We start from the raw sequence: 18,582 nt of genomic DNA on the forward strand, positions 1-18,582 counted from the left end.
TTGGCTTGCCAATTCATCTTGTATAAATAAAATGCCAAAGGCTCCTTAAATCTTTTTATCGCAGGCTCTGTGCCCGATAACCTTCGGAGATAATATCAAGCTCCTTATTAAATCGCTCCAATTGTTTTAAGTCTTCACTTTCATAGATACGAAAAAATTCATCCTGAATCTTTACTACTTCTCTTTTGTTTGCTACCTTGTATAGATTCTGTATGTTAGTCAGAATATCTGCCACAATATTCGCACGGATATTAAAGGAATTTTGAGCATCCATAATCTCGCCACGTACTGAGGACATTTCCTCATCTAACGTTACGATTGCATCCGCTGCTTTGTGAAGTCTCTGACGTAGGTTATCTGGCATATTTTGCTTGTATTTATATTGCAGGGAATGTTCTACGGTAGCCCAAAAATTCATCGCTAACGTTCTTATCTGTATCTCTGCATGAATTTCTTTCGGACCATAAAGCGTCTCAACATGGTACGAAATTATCATATGATAACTTCGATACCCGCTCGCTTTATTATTCGTAATATAGTCCTTTTCACTAACAACTGACATATCAGTTCGATTTTTTATTAGTTCTACTACTTTGTAAATATCATCTACGAATTGACAGATAATTCGAATACCAGCGATATCCTCTATATTTTCTTCGATATTTTCTAAATCGATAGACTTTTTCTGAGCTTTCTCAAGAATACTTGAGATGGTCTTAACTCTTCCGGTAACCTGTTCAACTGGAGAGTACATACCTGCTTTTCGATACGCCTCAATAATATGATTAAATTTTACCATAAGCTCATCAACTGCAAGGGCATATGGTTCCAGTATCTCTCTCCATAATTGTATTTCCATAGTGTTCCCCCCTTATACCTTATTACTCAGCGCCAAAGATAAATGTGTGTAGTACCTCAATATTTTTTTGCAAATTCGGTATAATAACACTTTTTTTACTAATATACGCATCTTCATACGCTCCATTGGCTGGGATACGTAGCTGTTCTAACTTCGTTAATCCAATATCTAGGGCTAGCTGTATATATGTTTCAAGCTCTTTTGCATCCAAATCCGTTGTTACCATTGGCAAACAGCTATTCATTAGCATGGCCAGATCCCAATAATTTAGCGATTTATATTTTTGAAAAATAGTATCCAATACCGTACGATGCCTTGAAGTTCTACCAAAATCATTCAGTTCTTTCGTTCCGCTGGCAACATCTCTAATTCGGCAAAAACCAAGAGCTTGGTTTCCATTCATATGATTAAGACCAGCTGTAACGGTTCGATAGTTTGGATTCGAAATATAATTCGTTGTATTTAACCAATTTGCCTCCGAAGAGGTTAGCGTGATATCAATCCCATTTAACTTATCAATAATCTTTTCAAAGTCATCAAACCCCACAAGGCAATACCCGTCTAATTTTAAATCAAAGTTTAACTCAATCGTATTAAATAACATTGGTATTCCCCCAACTGTATACGCTGCGTTTAACTTATCATCTTGATATCCTGGTATTTGGACATACAAATCCCTCATTAATGAAGTTAATTTAATAGATTTTTCTTTTGAATTTAGTGTTGCTATCATCATCACATCAGTACGACCCCTGGAATTCCCAGAAAAAATTGCCTCTTCTCCAAGAAGCAGAATGTTAACAGCATAGTCTTCATGTCTTACTGTTCCGTTATTTATACCTAATTGAACATCTTCTTTGTTCTTTTCTATATCATCATCCGTTGGAACATCCGTAATTTCCGGAATAACCTCCACTTTATGTCCACTTCCATCGTCATAATTAACCTTACCTGCAACAAAATTTGCTCCAAGATGAATTAATAAACTTTGACCTGCCTTAGTAAACAATAACAAGCATACAGATAGCAATAGTGCACCAAGCGAAATTAAGATCGGTATTCCAATCTGTTTCAGTCGCCTACGTCTCAAAGATTCTTGTGGTTTCTCTCCCTCTAAAGGTAATTCCATCGCTTCTTCTACTGCTAATCCTGGATCAATTTGTTTTGCTAGTGATCTTGAAATCTCTAATATAATATCTTCCTCTTCGGAACTTAGTTTGTCAGTTTGCTTCACCTCTTCCTGTGCATCCATCAACTCTTGATTGACTATGCTATGTACTGCTTTTTCATAAAGCTCAAAATTATCATATTCTCTCTCATTACTTGTTGCAAATTCAATCGCATTCTCATGAAAATCATGAAAATTATCGTATGTGTTATGCTTAGATTCTTCTTTTCCCTTTACGGATGCTTCTATGTCGATCCACTGTATATCCTCGTTATGATTTAGCTCAATCTGTTCCTTCGGTTCATCCTCAAAGAAAGCCTTCTCTAGGTTTCTTTGAAACTCCTCATCATTGGATGGGTCAAATTCCTCCCAGGGTATGTCCGTTTTTCTTTTCATACAAGTCTCCCATTATGGCACCATCGTGCGAATTTGGGCGCCAGCACAAATTCATGTGTGAAGAATTAATTTTTATTATTCACACTACCTCCTATAGATTGGAATATTATCCTTCTCTATTCCAATTTTAAGCTTCTATTAGTATACCATATTCCTGTCTGTTTGTCCTATATTTTTTATATAAGAGGGAAAGTAGATCCAAAATAAAAAACTTCTTTCAAATGAAGTAAACCCCTTTTGTTAGACAAAAAATCTAATAAAAGGGGTTTATTTTAATCTGTACGAATTGCTTATAAAAATTTAGTTTGGTATATCAATAAGAACTTCTGGTGTCGGTGTTACTTCTTCATCTAAGAAGATTGTACGGTACAATTCTTTAATATTAGCTTCAAAGTCTAAAATTAATACGGAACCACGCTCGTTTCTTCCAGCAGTATAATAATCCTCTGCAGGAATTCGATTGTTTTCAATTGTAAATATTTTATTTTCAACAACAGCCTGCAATAAATCAGAAATTTCAGAACCAGTTAAATCAGTTTTAATATAAGGTAATATCTGATCCATAATTGACATTAATTCAAACAAATTTTTTGATTTATATTCCTCAAAAATTGCATTTAATACACGACGTTGACGAAGAGTTCTACCAAAGTCATTATTTGCTCCACCAAGTGTTACTACCTTTCTTACACGAGAATAACCAAGTGCTTGATTTCCGTTTAAGTGGTTCATACCAGGCTTCACATTACGATAAGCTGGATTTGAAATATAGTTGGTTGTATTTAAATATCTTGCTTCTTCTGAACCAAGCTCAATATCAACACCACCTAAAATATTGACGATGTTTTCAAAGTTATTAAAATTAACTGTTGCATAGCCATCAATCTTTATTTTAAAGTTTTGCTGTACCGTATCTACCAACAAGTCCATTCCACCAATGCTATAAGCAGCATTTAGCTTATTTGGACTATTTCCAGGTATCTCTACGTAACAATCTCTCATGATAGAAGTTAACTTTATTGTATTATCTTTTTTATTGACAGATACTAACATCATGGAGTCTGTACGTCCACCTCCACCTATTTCTTCAATACCTGCAATTAAAAAGTTTGCAACATATTTTTCTTTTCTTAAATTAGGATCTGTATTTACAAAATCCTCATTCTCGTTATCCCCAAAAATATTACTTGGTTTTTTATTCTCAGCTTCTACATTATCTATACGACCTGACACATAACCACCTACTGCATTATAGATTAGTTTACGCCCTCCTGGTGTTCCAAAGATAAGAGCTACCGCAAGCAATAATGTACCTAAGATAGAATATGTTATAATCAGTGCTTTTTTCTTTTTGTTCTTTTTCTTCTTTTTATTATTACCCATTTCTTCTGTCGTCCCCTCTGCCTCTTGAATCAGTTCCTCGTTTACCTGTTTCTTTAACGATTCACTTATTTCACTAAAAAAATCATCTTGCGACTCCAATTCATCGGGTATCTCAAATCGATCCGGAAAATAATCATCTACCGCATCATTACTACTATGTTGACCTCTTGTTCTAGCATCTTCGTCTTTCATTTTATTCCCCTGTTCCCTTTCAATCAACGAATGTTTCTTAATAAAGCTATATTATGTCAAATTTTAGTCTTTTTTTGCTCTTTCCATTCTTTCAAAAGAAAAAATGATAGCTAACCCATAATACGACATTTATTATAAAATGTAAAGTTAAGATTTTATGGCAAATATTAATTAACTCTGAACTATTGCTATGTAAACTATTCCCTATAAGTACTATCCCCTAAGCAAATTTCCCAATCAAAAAGCTGCTCCCTACTTAAAAAAACAGAATCAAAATCCGTTTATATAAGCAGGGAAAGCAGCCTCACCGATGTGTATTAACTGGTGTTTTTTTATTTCATCTGTTGTAATAACTTTTCTACTGTTTGATAAACTCGAATGGTTGATGGAATGTCCAATTGTTCCTTCGGTGTATGAATATCCTTCATATCCGGTCCGATGGATATAATATCCATATCAGGTATCTTTTCACTAATTAATCCACATTCAAGGCCTGCATGGATGGACATTACTTCGGCATCTTTATGATATAATTCCTTGTATACGCTTAAAAATAAATCTCTTAGTTTTGAATCCTTTTTATACTCCCAAGCAGGATATTCCGCATTACTTTCGTATTCTGCACCCAAGAAACCAAACATAAAGCTAAGTTTATCACTGATAAAATATTTATAACTACTCTTACCGCTTCGTACGGAGTAATGGAATATAGCCATATCATCTTCCATTGCAAAGATACCAAGATTTAAGGAACTTTCTACAAGCGAAGCTATCTCAGAACTCATTACCTGAACTCCATTAGGTGCTTGTAAAAGAGCAAATAAAACTTTCATCATTGAGCTTGGGTGTATTACCTTTGCTTTTTCTTCTCCAAAAATCTGACATTCGAACTTTACATTTGGTTCCGAAGCAAGTAACTCCTTCTGGTACTTTTCCTCTAGTTCCTTTACAGCGGCAGCTAATGCATCTGCATCTTCCACAGAAACAATTGCTTCTGCTTGTGCAAAGCTAGGAATAGCATTGTCCTTATCTCCGCCCTTCATATCACAAAGAAGGAAATCGTATTTTTCTTTCAATTCCATCACAGCTCTTGCTAACAGTATGGTTGCATTTGTTCGGTTGTTATGAATTTCTGCCCCTGAGTGACCACCCTTTAAGCCACGTACTACAAATTTTACCCTCTTGCCTTCCTTCTCAGTAAAGTTAAGAGGAAGTTCAGCATAAAATCTAAGACCACCAGCACAACCAACTAATACAGTACCTTCTTCTTCCGAATCCACGTTAATCATATAACGGCCCTTTAAATGGTCTGGGTTAAGTGCTTTTGCACCATCCATTCCAGTTTCTTCATCCGTTGTAATTAACACTTCAAGGGCAGGATGTTCTAAATTCTCATCGGATAGTAGTGCAAGACCCATGGCTATCGCAATACCATTGTCTCCGCCAAGAGTCGTCTTGTTCGCACGAATAATACCTTCTTCTACGATAAGCTCTAACCCCTCGTTTAAAAAGTCATGATTACTATCTTCTGCCTTTAAACATACCATGTCCATATGTCCCTGAATCACAACTGGAGTATGGTTTTCATAACCTGGTGTCGCTTCTTTATAGATAATAACATTTAATGTTTCATCTTGAACATAGTTTAAATTATGTTCCTTTGCAAAATTCACAAGATATTCACTGATTTTCTCATTGTGTCCCGATCCTCTTGGTACCGCTGAGATTTCTACGAAATATTTTAATACATTTTTATAATCCATACTGGATAACTGTTGATAAACACCTTCCATTGTAACCTCCATTATACTTTAAACTAATTTTTAAAACTATGAATTGGTGCTGGAATACGGCCTCCACGATTTACAAAATTTTCGCAAGAGAAGTTGTTCACTGGCATAATTGGTGCATATCCTAGTAACCCACCAAATTCTGCAACGTCTCCAACTTTCTTACCGACCACTGGTATCAGACGAACTGCTGTCGTTTTTTGATTAATCATACCAATAGCCATCTCATCTGCTATGATACCAGAAATGGTAGTAGCCTTAGTATCTCCTGGAATAGCAATCATATCAAGGCCAACGGAACATACACATGTCATTGCTTCTAATTTTTCCAATGTAAGACAACCAGCTATGACTGCGTCAATCATACCCTGATCTTCACTTACCGGAATAAATGCACCGCTTAATCCGCCTACATAACTTGATGCCATAACACCACCCTTTTTTACTGAGTCGTTTAGTAAAGCGAGCGCTGCTGTAGTTCCTGGTGCTCCCGGGTACTCTAGCCCAATTTCTTGAAGGATTTCTGCCACGCTATCACCTACTGCAGGAGTTGGTGCAAGTGATAAATCTACAATACCAAATGGTATGTTAAGCATCTTTGATGCTTCCATCGCTACTAACTGACCAACACGAGTAATCTTAAATGCTGTTTTTTTAATTGTTTCACATAGAGTACCAAAATCTTCTCCGCGGACACCCTCTAATGCGGTCTTTACTACACCAGGACCGCTGACACCAACGTTGATAATTGCATCTGCTTCCGTTACGCCATGGAAAGCTCCCGCCATGAATGGATTGTCATCCGGTGCATTACAAAAGATAACTAACTTTGCACAACCAAGAGAGTCTTTTTCTTTCGTATACTCTGCGGTGTCTAATACAATCTGACCTAATAACTTTACTGCATCCATATTAATTCCAGTTTTTGTAGAACCAACATTTACAGAGCTACATACCCGCTCTGTTACTGCTAGAGCCTCTGGAATCGATTCGATAAGTAGACGTTCCGAAGAAGTCATTCCCTTTGATACAAGCGCTGAATAACCTCCTATAAAATTTACACCAACTGTATTCGCAGCCCTATCAAGAGTTCTTGCAATCGTTACAAAATCCTTTGGAGTCTTACAAGCAGAGGCCCCAATCATTGCAATCGGAGTTACTGAGATTCGCTTATTCACCACCGGAATTCCAAACTGTCTTTCGATTTTCTTACCGGTAACAACCAAATCTTTTGCTACTGTTGTTATTTTGTCATAGATATTCTGATTTAATTCCTCTAAATTGCTACTAATACAATCTAATAGGCTAATTCCGAGTGTAATGGTACGTACATCGAGATTTTCCTTATCAATCATCTTATTCGTTTCTAGAACTTCATTAAAATTTATCATAGCGAATGATTTCCTTTCTTATAGACGGTGCATCATATCAAATATGTCTTCTCTTTGTGCTTTAATTACAACACCAATTTCTTTACCAATTTCCTCTAATTCATCCGCTAACTGACTAAAATCTTTACTAGACTCGATGGTATCAACAATCATCATCATGTTGAAATATCCGGATACAATGGTTTGAGAGATATCTAAAATATTAATCTTATTATTTGCAAGATACGTACATATCTTAGCAATGATACCTACACAATCGTGTCCTACTACTGTAATAATCGTCTTCTTCATAGTTTACCTCATTTCTGCGCTGATTATTGTAATCAAATTTATATAATAACCATCTCTGATGGAATATCTCGATTTGCCACTGTGATTACCGGCATCTTGCCGAAACTCGTTACACTTTGCTCAACCTCACATCGAACGGTTTCATATGCCAGTTCTGCGTAATTATTCTCTTTGCTCATATGGGCTAACAGCACATGCTGTAATTTATCATGTAATAGCTCACAGATTAGTTTTGCTGAAGTTTCATTGGATAGATGCCCTCGCTCTCCAACGATTCGCTGTTTTAGATGATAAGGATAGCTTCCCACCATTAACATATTAACGTCATGGTTTGCTTCCAAATAAAGTACTTCTGCTCCACATAACTTGGAAATCGTGTAACTGTCATAGGTTCCAAGATCGGTAGCCATTCCTATCTTATGTCCACCATTTGTAAATGTGTAACAAACTGGATTACTAGCATCGTGTGAAATCGAAAACGGTTCCACTAAAATATCACCAATGAATAAGGCCTCGTTCGGCTTCACAAATCGAAGCTGACTTTCCTCAATTCTTCCTACACTGCTTAACCGAAGCATTGCATTGATGGTCTCAACCGTACCATAGATCGGTAATTTATATCTTCTTGCCAATACACCAATTCCTTGAATATGATCGGTATGTTCGTGAGTAATTAATATTCCGTTCAAAGAATTTGGGTCCACTCCAGCCGACAAAAGGCCACTCTCTATTCTCTTTCCGCTTACTCACCAAAAGGTTTGTTTCATTGCTCCCTATATAAATACAATTACCACTGCTTCCACTGGCAATGCTGCACATCTTCATAGATTTACTTCCTTCCCATCGTTCCAATAACACCTTTTAATTGTTGTTAAGTATATATCACTTCTTAGCAAATAGCAAGAAAAAGGGAAGTGTAACTTGTGTTTTTAGAACCTAGTTACAACTCCCCCCCGTTTCCTTATTCTTTCTTACATAATCTTGCACAATATCGTTGTCTACTGTGATACTGTTACGACCGTTTTGCTTGGAATAATACATCGCTCCATCTGCACGGTTTAGAAGTTGTTGACAACTTACACTCGTTTCTGGATAGGAACTAATACCAACACTAACTTTTACATGAACTTCATCTTCATTAAAGTGTAAGGTTGTATTATCAATTGTTTCCTTTAATGAGGTTATAATATGATAAAAATCCGATATCCCCACATCCGGTAACACGATAACAAATTCTTCTCCTCCGTATCTAGCTGCAATACCATGAAAACAATTTGCCACCTCCTGCATCTTCGCCGCAACCATCTTAATAACTTCATCACCGAACAGATGACCATATGTATCATTGATTTTCTTAAAAAGATCAATATCAAGTAAGGCAACGGATACTGAATTCTTTTGTTCACTTGCTCGTATTGTATACTGCTCAAGAATCACATTTAACTGTCCTCGGTTATAGATTCCAGTCAAACTATCATGAATTGCCATCTGCTGCATCCTACTATATAGACTTGCATTATGGATTGCAACTAAAAGTTGTGCAACTACAGTCTCAAAGAACATAATATTCCCATTAAAGTAATCAAGCTGAGAATGTCCACATAGTAAAGCACCAATCACCTTTTTTCCCCGGACTAAAGGCACAATTAATAGTGAGTTTATCTTACGATCCTTAAGAAAAGAATATTTTCCAGGCTGTACCTGATTATCAATATAATTTTCTTCTTCCTTCATGTATTCTTCAATGCATCCCTGTTCAATACGATTGCTCATCTGTTCGTAAAAACCTTTACCTAATCTGGTGTGTATTTCATAGGTAACCTGTTTATTACCAGCAATCTCTGGTTCTAAAATAATGGTACATACGTCTAATCCCATTGCCTCATAGATTGCTTCTGTTATAAGTTTCATCAGATTCCCAATCTCTAGCTCAGTTGAGATGTATCGAATAATCTGAAATAAGGTCTGAGTTTCTGTATTTGCACTGTTTATCTTATTGTAAGCTGCTTCGAGCATAATTTTTTGGATACCAAGTTCCTCATTTACTTTACGGAATTTTTCCTGCTGATTTCTAAGTGCTTCATTTGTCTCTTTTGTCTGTTCCGAAAAACGCCGTAATTCAAATATTCGCTTATCTGTATCGATAAAGACCTCACTGATTAATTCAGATATTAGCATTACCACAAAGATAAGGGCTAGAAAGGCACATACCATGCCAAAAAACTCTTCTTGTTTACTAGGGTTAAGTAATAACGTTGTAACTAAATATATAATTGCCGGCAATGACATAGTTGTTAGGGATATTGCCCTGGAATAAACATCTAAAAAATCAGTTAACATAAGTAACTGTAACATTACGGAAATTAGCTCTATCCCAAAAAACACTGAATTTACCGAGTTGATGCTAACAAAAAAACAGATAGAAAATGTTATCAACTCGATTGTTCGTAGAATCTTCCATGCGATTCCCTTTTTAAATAATTTCGTATGTTCTGCCAAGATGTCAATAAGAAGAGCACCTGAGGCTATAGAAAATCCATATCTTCCATCCTCTGATAAATCACCAATCATTTGAATTAATGTATATAGCCAGAATACCGACGTAACTATCACAAGGCCTCTGGAAAATTTCTTCCGAAATACAAGTAGATCGTCGCTCATCCGTTCCTTCTCCTTCCGGACAATATGATAGCTTACTTTTCCCAGTACATTTCTATTACATCTTGTGTATTTAAAGGATTTGTAAAATCTGCCTCATTACCATTAATTTTTAATACAACCCTGCTTCCTCTAGCAATTGTTAAGTCAAAAGAATAGACATCTAATATATCTACCAGTATGAATTTATCTTTCCCCTTTAATGTGATTAATGTTCCATTGACATAAACTGTAATTTCAGAACCTTTCTCTACCTTTTTATCATCCACTTCCTCCTTATGAGCAGGCGAACTCCCATCTTCCAGAAAGCCTTCTTCTAAAAGTGCATCCTCCCCGATTGAATACTCTTTGAATTCCTCCTCTGATACCATGGCAGCTACTTCCTCATAGGAAGTAGTGATATCCTCATGTAATGGATAATATATGGTGAAATTCTCATAAACTCGGTCTTGTGGCTTAGCAGACTGATGATTAATTGTAATCCCCTTCCGATAAGGTAAATCCATAAATTCTAACAACTGTTCTAGCGTATAATGATTTAAAAGTTCCAATCGGTCTCCATCCTTAATCTGATAGGTATCCGATACCAGTATACCGTTTGCAAGTACGTACTTAGGGCATAACACTTCTTTGTGATTCACTGCAAATGTTATCGTACTCTTATATTCCGGAAGCTTGGCCACCATAAGAGTTGCATCTGCTCCTGCGGTAGACTCCGTAATTTGTATAATATCATTTTGAGTAATGGAAGCATTTAAACTTACTTGCTTACCATTTAGTATAATAATTGCTCCTTCTCCTGCTTCTCCTCGTGCAAGACGCTCACTTCCATTAAGGGTATAATGTAACGCCCTGCCTCTGCGTGGGAATAGCAATTCATTTGGAAAACCAATAGTAAGTGCTGCATCTACAATTGTTAGATGCGTATTATCATATAATTTAATTCGTTCCCCATTCACCATCACATAGATAAAATTGTTGCGGTTCTCATAATAGTTTAAACAAATACCAATCGGAGTTACTAATAAAGGATCCTTCTTTATCTCTTTTTGTAAGAACTGAACCATATTAAGAACTTCTTCCCCACGAAGAGCAACTCTTTCTTTTGGTAAATTAAGCTTTGACGACAATGCCTCCACAAAATAAGGAAGTTTTCCTCCTCCACCAACAACAAAGACAGCACTCACGGATTTCCCTCCGTTAAGGTATAAAATCTGCTCTGCAATCTGAGCAGTAATTTGATCAATTTCAACGCTAATTGCCTCGTAAATTTCTTCTCTCGTAACTTTATTCGAAAGTCCCATGATATCTTTATAAGAGACGGTCTTTTTCTTTAGAACTGAAGTCTTCATTGATTCTGCAGTTTTAAAATCAACCAAATAGCGTTGCATCAATGTATTAGTTAGCGCATCGCCTGCCTTTGGAATCATTCCATAAGCAATAATACTACCGTCCTTCGTAATACAAATATCGCTTGTGCCAGCACCGACATCGATTAATGCAATATTTAATAAACGAAACTTTTCAGGAATGGCAACATTGATTGCAGCGATCGGCTCAAGTGTAAGATTAACAACTTCAAGTCCTGCTTTCTCAACTGCTGCATACAACCCTTCAATTACTTCCTCCGGTAAAAAAGTTGCAAGTAACTCTACTCCTATTTTATTTCCTTTATGATCTTCTAGGTTTGTCATTACATAATCGTTAAGGTAGTACCTCACTACACTGTAACCGACACAATAAAAGTTACCTTCTTCGGAATTCATTTCTTTACGGAGCTCCTCGTACGCTTTTTCTACCCCGTTTAATTCCAGTGTTCGTATGTGTTCCTCTGAAATGATACCTTCGTTGATTAGGTTATATTCTGCCTTCACAGTAACTGTTTTTAACACACGTCCTGCGGCTGCAATACATACTTCTTTTAGCTTTCTACCAAGTTGCTTTTCTAAGTCCCTTTTTACTTCCCGTATAGTTTCCGCAACTTTATTGATATCATGTATCTGACCATCCAACATGGCTCTGGTTTCATGATATCTGACAGACTGTGAGGCAATGATAAAATCATGCTCATTTTGCTTATATCCAACGGTACCAACAATGCTTCTTGTCCCAATATCAAGACCGAATACCATATTTTCAGGATATGTAATCACGTCCATGTTGTGATTCCCCCTAGTATATTTTACTTTTGCTTAGGTACAATGTCCTATTTATTTCATTTTTAAGCATATTTAAAACAGAAGTTGCATAGCAAATTCTGTTTCAGATTACAATATCTACCAACGATGATACTTCTTACCTATATTATATCACAGATAGTGATTTTTTGCCAAGAAGGTTTAAAAGTTTTCCTCTTCCTTCATTCTCTTTTTTATTCAGAAAGAGACCAAAGGAAGAACTTAATAACTTGTCACTTCCATTTGGTCATCTTTAATTAAAACTCTTATTTTTGCTTATTTTTGTTAAAGTGGATATTCGCAATCCACTTACGCTACTTGTTCCTAACCTCATTACCACTATGTGGTGTTAAATACCGTTTACATTGAAGCCTTAACTCGTCTGCCTTAACATCATTCCCATTTTCAATAATCACGGTACTATTCTTAAGAAAAAATTCCTCTGATTTTTGTTTCCTTATAATGGATTCTATCTTTTCCTCTGAATATCCTCTGGACACCTTTAGCCTCTTCATCCGATCCGCAATAGGAGCATGTACATACCAGATTTCATCACAAAAATTCTGGTACCCTGCTTCAAACAGAAGTGCCGTTTCCACTATGATAGCGGAATAAAGTTTACCTTTAGATTTCACTTCCTTGACCTGGCGTAATACTTCTTGATGGACATTCGGATGTGTTAATGAATTCATCAACTTCACTAGTTCTTCCTTTTGAAAAATAATCTTAGCAAGTTTATTACGATCAATTTCTCCACTGTCATCCAAAATCTCGCTACCAAACTGCTTCACAACCTTCTCGTAGGAACATCCCCCTTGTTTCATCTGATCCCTTGCTATATCATCTGTATAAATAACGTATGTTGAAAATTCCTTTTGTAGTAAATCTGCAACTCTTGATTTTCCACTGCCGATGCCACCGGTAAGCCCTATCACTTTCATAGTAACAACCATGCCTTTCCATAGCCTGCAAACTTTGTTATTTTGCCTCGTACCAGTTACCTCCCCTGGTAACCTCTACTTCAAGCGGAACAGATAGACTTGCAGCTTGCCTCATTTCCTCTTTCATAATCTTTGCTACTTCCTCTACTTCAGATTCATGAGTTTCCACCAACAACTCATCGTGGATTTGAAGTAATAATCTTGATTTTAACTTGCGTTCTTTTAATGCTTGATTCACATGTATCATAGCCAGTTTCATAATATCCGCGGCTGTACCTTGAATTGGCGAATTCATTGCAATTCTCTCTTCTGCAGAACGCTTCATAAAGTTAGAATTCGTAAGGTCTGGAACCGGACGAATTCTTCCATACAAGGTTTTTACAACCCCTGATTCTTTTCCTTCCTCAATTAAACCATCTAGATATGTTTTAACTCCTGGATAAGTCATAAAGTACTTATTAATGTATTCCTCTGCTTCTTTTCTAGTAATATCAAGGTCTTGTCCCAAACTAAAGGAACTGATACCGTATACGATACCAAAGTTTACAGCTTTCGCATTGCTACGCTGTGCACTTGTTACCTCGTCAAACGGGGTACGGAAAACTTCGGAAGCTGTTAAACGGTGAATATCCTGAGCTTGTCTATATGCCTCGATAAGTCGTTCATCTTTTGACATATGAGCAAGCAAACGAAGTTCTATCTGGGAATAGTCTGCATCTAAGAATAGGTAACCTTCCTCAGGAATAAATACTTTTCTAATTTTTCTTCCTAACTCCATACGAATTGGTATATTCTGAAGGTTTGGCTCTGTGCTACTTAGTCTACCCGTTGCTGCAATGGTTTGATTGAAGGTTCCATGTATTCTGCCATCCCCTTCCACATAGGATACAAGACCATCCGCATACGTTGATTTTAGCTTCGTTAATTGGCGGTACTGTAGGATTAATTTTATCACTGGATGTTCACTGCTTAACTTTTCTAAAACGTCAGCAGAGGTAGAATAACCCGTCTTTGTTTTTTTCCCATATGGTAAACCTAGACGCTCAAATAAGATTTCTCCTAACTGCTTTGGTGAATTAATATTAAATGTAGTGCCCACTAATTCAAAGATTTGTTTTTCAAGTTCTACGATACTAACGCCAAGCTGGTCGCCATAATCCCTTAGTCCATTGGTATCAACACGAATTCCTCTTTGCTCCATATCAAATAAAGTATATACAAGAGGCATTTCAATACCTTCAAATAACGGAAGCAATCCTCGTTCTGATAATAGCTTAAGTAGGACAGGATAGATATGGTGAGCTACATAACATTCATAGCATGCTGCCTTTTTATACTCATCTTGATCTAATAGAGACAAGGAAGCATAAGTCCTGCCACCAACTACTTCTTTCTCACTTGGCAAATCAAGTTCTAAATAATTCTTGGCAATGGTTTGATATTCATAAGTGCTAGCGTCTGGTTCTAATAAATAACCAGCAATAGTTACATCAAAACAAGGACTTTCCTCATTTGCACTTAAATATGGCAAATATTTTTTAACATCAAAGATTGCAAGTGTAATCTTTTTCTCAAGAAGTTCATTTAGTTTCGAAGTAAGGAAATCCGGAGTAATAAACCCTTCACAAGGAATGATAAAAGATGCCTCTGGTCCATAATAAACGGAAATGCCAACAAGAAATTTGTCCTCCATCATTAGCTTAATTCCAACAGCATCCTCCGAAGCATACTCTGGCTTCTTGATTTCTTTGATCATAATTTTACTTCCACTTTTTTCGCTAGCAGATTTCTTTGCTTTCTTTAACTTCTTCTGATTCTTTTCCCATAACTTTATCAAGTTAGAAAATAAAGTTTCTGCCTCTTCTAAGTTAGAAGTAATCTTAATTTTATCTGTCTCAAATTGTAAGGTATCTTCTGATGCTTCTTCTCCCTTTGTAACATCTATCTTAATTGTCTTAAATTCCAATTCATTAAAGCACTTCTGTGCATTTTCCGTATTAATTTGAATTCTTAGCTGTTCAAGATTAATATCCTTTAAATCAATGTCTTTTTTTATAGTAGCTAGGGTTTTACTAAGCATAGCAGCCTTTTCTCCTACAAGCTCACTATCACTTATCTTTAATAGCGCATTGATTGGAGTTCTCTTGATTCCAAGCGTTTTCCAATACTCATTAATCTCTTTCTTACCTGCTTCATCTAACTGATTAAGCACCTCATAAAGATGCTCCACTGTCTTATATTCTTTTATTAAGGCAACTGCAGTTGCTTCTCCTACTCCAGGTACACCCTTTATGTTATCAGAGCTATCCCCTTGAATTCCTTTTAATGATGGAACGGATGCGGGCACAATACCAAATTCTTTCTCAACTAATTCCGGTGTAAATAAAAAGGTACGATCAGGTACATTCATTGCCTTCTTACTTAAACCGTATTTTTCATATAATTCATCTGTCTTCTTTGCTGTACTATGAATTAACCAAAGGTTTGTCCGCTCTGTAATTAATTGAAGATAATCGTTATCCTTTGTCATGACACGAACCTGGACTTCCCCTTCAAACTTCTGGCATAAGGTTCCGCTAAAATCATCTGCCTCATAACGTTCATCCATAAACTGAACAATTCCCATTTCTTCCAAAACATGTTGACAAAGTTTGAATTGATCCTTTAACGGTTCTAACGTTTCTCCTCGATTTCCTTTATAATCTGGATAAATCTCTCTTCGGAATGTATTACGGCTTATATCCCAAGCCACCGCTAAATAGGTAGGCTTTTGCTCTTTTATAATCTTTAATAAAACTCTTAAAAAACCATACACAGCATTTGTATATACTCCCGTAGTTGTTTGCATAATCCTTGGGAAATACTTTTCTTTTTCCTCCATGGTCTTTGCAAACATAATTTCCTTTGGTAGATTACCAAAAAACTGAGTTGATAGAAGACTGGAACCATCGATAACCAATAAGTAATCGTCTTCTTTCCTATCCTGTTGCTTATTTATAATATCGCTCATATGAATAACCATGCCTTTCCATAGCCTACAAACTTTGGGTCGTAGGCGCAAAATTAATGTGTGAAAAAACTTGTTCACACTACTATTTAATAAATACCGAAACTGTATTTTACCGAAACTGTATATTTACTTAATCGGTATTTTCTTTGTTATCTATTTCTAAAAGTTCACGTTGATTAACATAAATTTGCCGTACTATCTCATATTCTTCACGATTCTTTCGATAAAATTCAAGTCTACCTTCCTTCACCTTCGTAACATAATCACTTGCCAATGCATCATAGTCAGTACGGATACGATACATCGGATCATATCTTCTTGGAATCCCTGAGTATCTAAGGATATACGGTGGTTTTGTTGGCGCAGCAGGAATTTCTGACAGCTTACGTATCGATAGACTGGAGATAATGGTTACTCCAAACACAACTAACGAAAACACGATTCTTCGATTTACTTTATTTCGTTTATTTCTTCGGATATGTTCTTCACAACTACGGATTTTACGATTCAGTTCCTCTGTAAAATTGTTCGACATCTCCTTATCTTCGTCTAATAGCTTAATTGCAGTTAGTAAGGCATAATATACCTCTAATTCTTCTCTACAGACCGGACATTCTTTTACATGGGCAAGGAAACCTTCTAATTCGGTCATGCTAAGCTCATTATTAATGAATGGTGTAATTAATCTTTGCGCATTGAGGCAATGTTCATTCAGGCAATCCATGACCTATTCTCCTCTCTTTACATTACTTAGCTCTTTTTAGAATGCCAACTGCGTCCTAAAAATATATACTTATTCTACACTGATTTTTCGCAAAATGCAAACTTTTACCTTGAGAGTAATTCTTTAAATCAGCTCTATTCCTTAAGATATTACCCTGAAATATTACAGACTTTCAAAAAAATAACAGCACCAATTCTTGTAGTTTACTCTTAGGTTTTTCAATTTTGACAACAATTTATACAATTTATACTTGCATTATTAAAAGTAATGTGATAGAATAATCTTCGCTAAGTCGGTAACTTATGTGACTGGCATTTTAGTCAAATTAATTAATTCCATAGTTCGCATTAGTGGCGGAACGGCAGACGCAACGGACTCAAAATCCGTCGGGGGCAACCTCGTGTGGGTTCAAATCCCACCTGATGCATTATATTTTAGAACTTTGCATACCTTGGTTTTATCGGGATTGCGAGGTTTTTTTCTTTGTAAATCAGCATGGACAACTTATATAATACTGAGGATAAAAATGAAAACGCAAATTAACTTTTTGAATTGAATAAAACAATTTTAATATTAACTTTAAAATAATTCATCATCAGTGAATAATTTGTTTCAAAATAACCATAATAAATAGTGAGTACCGAAATAGATTCCAATAACGATTTTATCGTTGAGAATTAAGAGTAAGTATTCATACAAATAGAATAGTGTCTCAAAAGTAATGTAGCATGAAATTATGATCCCGAATTAAGGAGAGATGGTAAAATGGAGGCTTTAGGAGATAACGAAGTTTAACTATTAAAACAATTCAGGAAGAAATTATGATTCCGGAAGGAGAAATGGTAAAATGGAGGCTTTCGAATATAACGAAGTTTAACTATTGAAGCAATTCAGGAAGAAGATTTTGATAATCTTAATAGTAGAAGCTAAATATTATTAATGAGACTCAAAAAGACAAAAGCAAGGCTATCATAGTCCTTGCTTTTGTCTTTTTGATTATCATAAATAGCTATAAGCTATTCAAAGCTGGTAGATCTATTAACTCTAACGGAAGAAGAACAGCCACCAGAAAGGAAACCTTCTGTCAAAATGATGTCTTCTGTCGAATTCGTCTCTTCTCTCCATTTCATGTCTTCTATCAAAATCCATTCTTCTTCTAAATTCATCTCTCATTTCCGGCTCATTTCTTCTGTCAAATTCAAATCTTTCATTTTCTCTAAATTCATTTCTTCTTTCCATTTCATTTCTTTCGTTTCCTCTAAATTCATTTCTTCTTTCCATTTCATTTCTTTCGTTTCCTCTAAATTCATTTCCTCTTTCAATTTCATCTCTTCTTTCAGAATCGATTCTGTTACGTTCCATAGGAAATTCTACGTTACGGAAATTATCCATATTGCTCCTTACCAGGTTCATTTATAATTTAATATACTTTAATATATGCTAAAAATGATTTTGCGCCACTTACAACAACCGAATCAAATCTCAATTTATTTCTATCCAAGAATTAATTGTAGATATTTGTCAATCCATTGTTAATTCCAATATTTCCATGTTATCTCTTAACTTCCTATAATTAAGTATTACATAATTATTACGAATATG

12 protein-coding genes, 1 tRNA gene and 1 pseudogene are annotated in these 18,582 nt (G+C 35.8%); 1 reads left to right on the top strand and 13 read right to left on the bottom strand.

Annotation, left to right across the window (positions count from 1 at the left end; all coding sequences use genetic code 11):
• Nucleotides 1–55 precede the first annotated feature (55 nt).
• From RTP52_RS18425 to RTP52_RS18480, 12 genes and pseudogenes are all read right to left on the bottom strand, one after another.
• The gene (locus tag RTP52_RS18425; RefSeq protein WP_312107092.1) at nucleotides 56–859 is read right to left on the bottom strand and encodes a GTP pyrophosphokinase; all 804 of its coding nucleotides are present in this window, start codon (nucleotides 857–859) and stop codon (nucleotides 56–58) included.
• A gap of 22 nt (nucleotides 860–881) precedes the next feature.
• Nucleotides 882–2,423: an LCP family protein gene (locus tag RTP52_RS18430; RefSeq protein WP_312372843.1), complete on the bottom strand. Its 1,542-nt coding sequence runs from the start codon at nucleotides 2,421–2,423 to the stop codon at nucleotides 882–884.
• 300 nt (nucleotides 2,424–2,723) lie between these two features.
• Nucleotides 2,724–3,998: an LCP family protein gene (locus tag RTP52_RS18435; protein WP_312107088.1), complete on the bottom strand. Its 1,275-nt coding sequence runs from the start codon at nucleotides 3,996–3,998 to the stop codon at nucleotides 2,724–2,726.
• Nucleotides 3,999–4,330: 332 nt separating this feature from the next.
• On the bottom strand, nucleotides 4,331–5,791 hold the full coding sequence (locus tag RTP52_RS18440; RefSeq protein ID WP_312106370.1) for an aminoacyl-histidine dipeptidase: 1,461 nt from the start codon (nucleotides 5,789–5,791) through the stop codon (nucleotides 4,331–4,333).
• 23 nt (nucleotides 5,792–5,814) lie between these two features.
• Nucleotides 5,815–7,179 (bottom strand): PFL family protein, encoded by a 1,365-nt coding sequence (locus tag RTP52_RS18445; protein WP_312372845.1) that lies wholly within the window; start codon nucleotides 7,177–7,179, stop codon nucleotides 5,815–5,817.
• 18 nt (nucleotides 7,180–7,197) lie between these two features.
• Complete coding sequence (locus RTP52_RS18450; RefSeq protein WP_312106374.1) at nucleotides 7,198–7,470, bottom strand: ACT domain-containing protein; 273 nt, start codon at nucleotides 7,468–7,470, stop codon at nucleotides 7,198–7,200.
• A gap of 38 nt (nucleotides 7,471–7,508) precedes the next feature.
• A pseudogene (locus tag RTP52_RS18455) lies at nucleotides 7,509–8,295 on the bottom strand (MBL fold metallo-hydrolase).
• A gap of 111 nt (nucleotides 8,296–8,406) precedes the next feature.
• Nucleotides 8,407–10,131, bottom strand: a complete 1,725-nt coding sequence (locus RTP52_RS18460; RefSeq protein ID WP_312106378.1) for a sensor domain-containing diguanylate cyclase — start codon at nucleotides 10,129–10,131, stop codon at nucleotides 8,407–8,409.
• 32 nt (nucleotides 10,132–10,163) lie between these two features.
• Nucleotides 10,164–12,287 (bottom strand): cell division FtsA domain-containing protein, encoded by a 2,124-nt coding sequence (locus RTP52_RS18465; protein ID WP_312372847.1) that lies wholly within the window; start codon nucleotides 12,285–12,287, stop codon nucleotides 10,164–10,166.
• Nucleotides 12,288–12,619: 332 nt separating this feature from the next.
• A complete protein-coding gene (coaE, locus tag RTP52_RS18470; RefSeq protein ID WP_312372848.1) occupies nucleotides 12,620–13,258 on the bottom strand; it encodes a dephospho-CoA kinase in 639 nt (212 codons plus the stop codon).
• A gap of 25 nt (nucleotides 13,259–13,283) precedes the next feature.
• Nucleotides 13,284–16,256 (bottom strand): DNA polymerase I, encoded by a 2,973-nt coding sequence (gene polA / locus RTP52_RS18475; RefSeq protein ID WP_312372849.1) that lies wholly within the window; start codon nucleotides 16,254–16,256, stop codon nucleotides 13,284–13,286.
• A gap of 130 nt (nucleotides 16,257–16,386) precedes the next feature.
• Entirely contained in the window at nucleotides 16,387–16,980 is a 594-nt protein-coding gene (locus tag RTP52_RS18480) for an anti-sigma factor family protein (RefSeq protein ID WP_312107066.1), read from the bottom strand.
• 344 nt (nucleotides 16,981–17,324) lie between these two features.
• Here RTP52_RS18480 and RTP52_RS18485 point away from each other — a divergent pair.
• A tRNA-Leu gene (locus RTP52_RS18485) sits at nucleotides 17,325–17,407 on the top strand.
• A gap of 617 nt (nucleotides 17,408–18,024) precedes the next feature.
• On the opposite strand, the gene RTP52_RS18490 is transcribed toward RTP52_RS18485, so the two are convergent.
• Nucleotides 18,025–18,342, bottom strand: coding sequence for a hypothetical protein (locus RTP52_RS18490; RefSeq protein WP_312372850.1), 318 nt, complete (start codon nucleotides 18,340–18,342; stop codon nucleotides 18,025–18,027).
• Nucleotides 18,343–18,582: the final 240 nt, after the last annotated feature.

Source organism: Lachnoclostridium sp. (assembly GCF_031997925.1).
In the GTDB taxonomy this organism is placed as follows: Bacteria; Bacillota; Clostridia; order Lachnospirales; family Lachnospiraceae; genus Lachnoclostridium.